This is a genomic window from Xenorhabdus santafensis (genome assembly GCF_033949405.1).
Classification (GTDB): Bacteria; Pseudomonadota; Gammaproteobacteria; order Enterobacterales; family Enterobacteriaceae; genus Xenorhabdus; species Xenorhabdus santafensis.
Genome location: NZ_VCDN01000072.1, coordinates 1 through 3940, shown reverse-complemented (window position 1 = coordinate 3940; position 3940 = coordinate 1). Strand labels below are relative to the sequence as shown.

Genomic DNA, 3940 nt, shown 5'->3' with positions numbered 1-3940 from the left:
GATATCAGGGCGTTGTACGAGCATGACCCGATGAACCTGTTAGGCCGTACTACGTCTGGCACGTTGCAGCTTGCCGAAGATGCCACCGGATTGCGCTTCGAACTAACCCCGCCAGATACCCAATTGGGGCACGATGTGCTGACGTTGGTTGAGCGCGGGGATATACAAGGCATGTCCTTTGGTTTTCGTGCCATTAAAGATCAATGGGATACCAGTCAGACACCTTATATCAGAACAGTATTGGAGGCTGAATTACGAGAAATCACCATAACCAGCTTACCTGCCTATCCTGAAAGTGGCGTTGAGATTGCCAAGCGTTCACTGAATGCCGCTAAACCCTGCCCTGTGGATTTGCGTCATTACTGGCTGCAACTGTCTGAGGTGTAATCATGTGGCCTTTTACACGCAAATCCCCTGAAACTCGCAGCATGACGCTGGATGAATTTTTTTCTCTGGTAGGCATGTCTAATACCAAATCGGGTGAGCATGTTTCCCCGTCCACGGCGGAAGGTTTACCCGCTGTGATGAATGCCGTCACCGTCATTAGTGAAGCAGTGGCCTCCATGCCTTGTTATCTCTATCGGGTTCAACACCAGAACAGCAAAGAATCCCGCGAATGGTTGAGTGATCACCCCGTGGATTACTTGCTCAATGAGTGCCCGAATGACTGCCAAACGCCGTACCAATTTAAGCGAACCCTGATGCGTCATTGCCTGCTGAATGGCAATGCGTATGCGGTGATTGTTTGGGGGCGGGATGGTCAGCCGCAATCTTTGCATCCTTACCCGCCGTCAGCGGTTGTACCACAACGATTATCCGATCATCGGTTCGCATATACCATTACGGAACCGTATAGCGGTAAGGTAAAAACCTATCTACAAGAAGAAGTACTACACCTTCGCTATGCCACCGAAGACGGATTTTTAGGACGTTCACCCGTCACTATTTGTCGTGAAACACTGGGCTTGGGGCTGGCACAACAACGCCACGGCGCCAGCATCATGAAAGACGGCATGATGGCGGCAGGAGTGGTTAAGTCTGCTGATTGGCTGGATGGGGTAAAAGGAAATAAAGCACTGGAAGCCCTCGAACGCTACAAGGGTGCCCGTAATGCCGGGAAAACACCCATTCTTGAAGGTGGGATGGAATACCAGCAATTGGGAATGAGTAACCAAGATGCGGAATGGCTGGCTTCCCGTCGTTTCACCATTGACGATATCGCCCGGATGTTCAATGTCAGCCCGATCTTTCTGCAAGAGTATTCGAACAGCACCTACAGCAACTTTAGTGAAGCGTCCCGTGCCTTTCTAACGATCACCATGCGCCCGTGGCTTGCCAACTTTGAACAACAAATCAAAGCGGCCTTGCTGATGGCTTCGCCGATACGAGGGATTCGTTATCAAGTCGAATTTGATACTGCCGATTTACTGCGTGCCAATCCGAAAGAACGTTTCCAGAGCTATGAGACGGCGATTAAATCCGGTGTGATGTCACCCAATGAAGCTCGAGAACGCGAGGGATTATCACCCCGTGAGGGCGGTGATGAATTCAGTCAGGCATGGAAGCAAACGGTTGAAGTGAAAAAACAAACGGAGAACAAGGCATGAGAGCAGGCAGATTGAGACACCGGATCACGCTTCAAAAAAACGAATCAAGCCGTTCGCCGATGGGGTCGGTGATTAACAACTGGGAAGATGTTGCCGACGTTTGGGCGGAAGTCATCGCAATTAGCGGGCGGGAACTGGTCGCTTCTGGTGCCGTGTTATCCGAAGCCACCGTGCGTATCTGGCTGCGTTACCGTGATGATATCACCACAGCAAACCGCATTGTCTATCAAGGTGCCAGCACCCACGGCAAGACCTTTGGCATCGTTGCCGTTATTCCTGATCCGAAACACTCCCGTCTGGAACTGCTTTGCAAGGGGGGCGTGAAATATGCCTAATATTGATATTCCTCTGAATGAAATCAAACAACACTGCCGGATTGATGAAAGCGATGCCCTTGATGATGCGTTATTAATGGCTTACGCCGAAGCCGCACTGGAAGTCTGCCAGCAACATATCGGTAAGCGGTTTGATAATGGCTTGGTTTTCACGCCAGCAATCAAAGTGGGGTGTCTGCTTTATATCGGGTTGCTGTATGAAAATCGGGAAATGGCAACCGATATTGAGCTAAAAGAAGTCCCGTTTACCATTAAATCACTGTGGTCAGTCTATCGTGATGTGGGAGTTTATTGATGCCGTGGCAGCCTTTGAAACGCTGTAGTTATCCGAACTGCCGCGAACGAGTGAAATCAGGCCGATGCAAGCAACACCAACGGGAAGTCAGACGCCAGCAGGATAAGCAACGCGGCACCCGTACCCAACGCGGCTACAGTAATCAATGGGGACGCTATCGGCTGCACTACCTGAAAGCTAATCCGTTATGCGTTCATTGCTTACCACAGGGTATTTACACGCCTGCAAGCATTGTGGATCACATTATCCCAATACAGGGTGATACTGATGTGCTGTTCTGGCCTGCATCCAACCATCAAGCATTATGCCAGACCTGCCATAACCGCAAGACCGTACAGACCGATCCCATCACCAAAGCGAAGCGCAAGCAGGGTGCTTATCGGGAGCAGGAAACCGAAGCGGCAAGGTATCGTGACTGGTTATCAAAAGAATAATAACGAAACGAAATAACGGGGTGGGGGTATCAAAAATGACAAATGTCCTTCCCAGCGGAACCGCCCCCTCCTTCAATTTTTACGCACGGCAGTTTTTTTGAAAATAAAACAACAAGGAAAAAAATCATGGCAAGAGCGCCAAAACCGCCTACGTATTTAAATGATATCGCCGCCAGCCAATGGAAGGCCAAAGGTAAAATTTTAGCTGAGCGGGAAGACCTGAACGCCGCTGATTGGAACAATTTAGAACTGTATTGCGTGAACTATGCCATTTACCGAAAAGCGGTGGCAGACCTTGATATCAGGGGCTTTAGCATTATTAACAGTCAGGGCAGCGAGAGCCGAAACCCGTCATTGAGTGCCAAAGCGGATGCCGAAAAAATCATGATAAAAATGTCGTCGTTGCTGGGTTTTGACCCTGTATCACGGCGTAAAAATCCGGTGGAAACCGAGGAAGAAGACGAGCTGGATCGCCTATGAACGCATGGGAACAGTACGCATTTGATATCGAAAACGGCAAAATTCCGGCCTGTAAACGGGTAAAACAGGCGGTGAAACGCTACTTTAACGACCTAAATAACCCGCTTTACGTGTTTGATTCTGAGGTGGTGGCGCGTTTTATTGCCTTTTCTCGTGTCTGTCCGCATGTCAAAGGCCATTTACGCGGTAAACCTATCATGCTTGAACCGTGGCAGCAATTCGCCTTTGCGAATCTGTTCGGCTTCAAATTGAAAGCAACCGGACGGCGAAAATACCGCAGTGCTTATATTCAGGTGCCGCGCAAAAATGCCAAATCCACCGTTGCCGCGATACTGGCAAACTGGTTCTTGGTGATGGAGCAGGGGCAGCAGGATATTTACACTGCCGCCGTGAGTCGTGATCAAGCTCGTATCGTGTTTGATGATGCCCGCCAGATGAGTCTGTTATCAAAGCCATTGAAAAAGCGGGTGACTATTCAGCAACACAAAGTTACCTATCCAAAAACTAATAGCCTGTTAAAACCGCTAGCCGCTAAAGCCGCCACGATTGAAGGAACTAATCCCAGTCTGGCGATTGTCGATGAATATCATTTACACCCTGATAATACTGTTTACTCTGCCCTTGAATTAGGAATGGGCGCACGTCCCGAAGGCATTCTGTTTGCCATTACTACGGCAGGCAGTAATGTTATTTCAGCCTGTAAGCAGCACTATGATTATTGCTGTCAGATATTGGATGGCGAAGAACAAAATGAATCCCTGTTTGCTTTGATTTATGAACTGGACGACG

General features: G+C 49.2%; 7 protein-coding genes. All 7 read left to right on the top strand.

Annotated features, from left to right (window positions below):
* The coding region (locus tag FE392_RS16340; RefSeq protein WP_319931274.1) for an HK97 family phage prohead protease at positions 1 to 387 on the top strand (387 nt) is incomplete at its 5' end.
* A 2-nt stretch (positions 388 to 389) separates the two neighbouring features.
* Positions 390 to 1607, top strand: coding sequence for a phage portal protein (locus FE392_RS16335; protein WP_319931273.1), 1218 nt, complete (start codon positions 390 to 392; stop codon positions 1605 to 1607).
* Positions 1604 to 1942 carry a phage head closure protein gene (locus tag FE392_RS16330; RefSeq protein WP_319931272.1) on the top strand — a complete coding sequence of 113 codons (339 nt, stop codon included), beginning with the start codon at positions 1604 to 1606 and terminating at the stop codon, positions 1940 to 1942. The genes FE392_RS16335 and FE392_RS16330 overlap by 4 nt, the downstream gene beginning before the upstream one ends.
* The gene (locus FE392_RS16325) at positions 1935 to 2237 is read left to right on the top strand and encodes a head-tail connector protein (protein WP_319931271.1); all 303 of its coding nucleotides are present in this window, start codon (positions 1935 to 1937) and stop codon (positions 2235 to 2237) included. Before FE392_RS16330 ends, FE392_RS16325 begins: the two co-directional genes overlap by 8 nt.
* Entirely contained in the window at positions 2237 to 2671 is a 435-nt protein-coding gene (locus tag FE392_RS16320) for an HNH endonuclease (protein WP_319931270.1), read from the top strand. Before FE392_RS16325 ends, FE392_RS16320 begins: the two co-directional genes overlap by 1 nt.
* Before the next feature lie 126 nt (positions 2672 to 2797).
* Complete coding sequence (locus tag FE392_RS16315) at positions 2798 to 3151, top strand: phage terminase small subunit P27 family (RefSeq protein WP_319931269.1); 354 nt, start codon at positions 2798 to 2800, stop codon at positions 3149 to 3151.
* A partial coding sequence (locus FE392_RS16310) for a terminase large subunit domain-containing protein (protein WP_319931268.1) occupies positions 3148 to 3940 on the top strand: 793 nt, incomplete at its 3' end. The genes FE392_RS16315 and FE392_RS16310, both read left to right, overlap by 4 nt.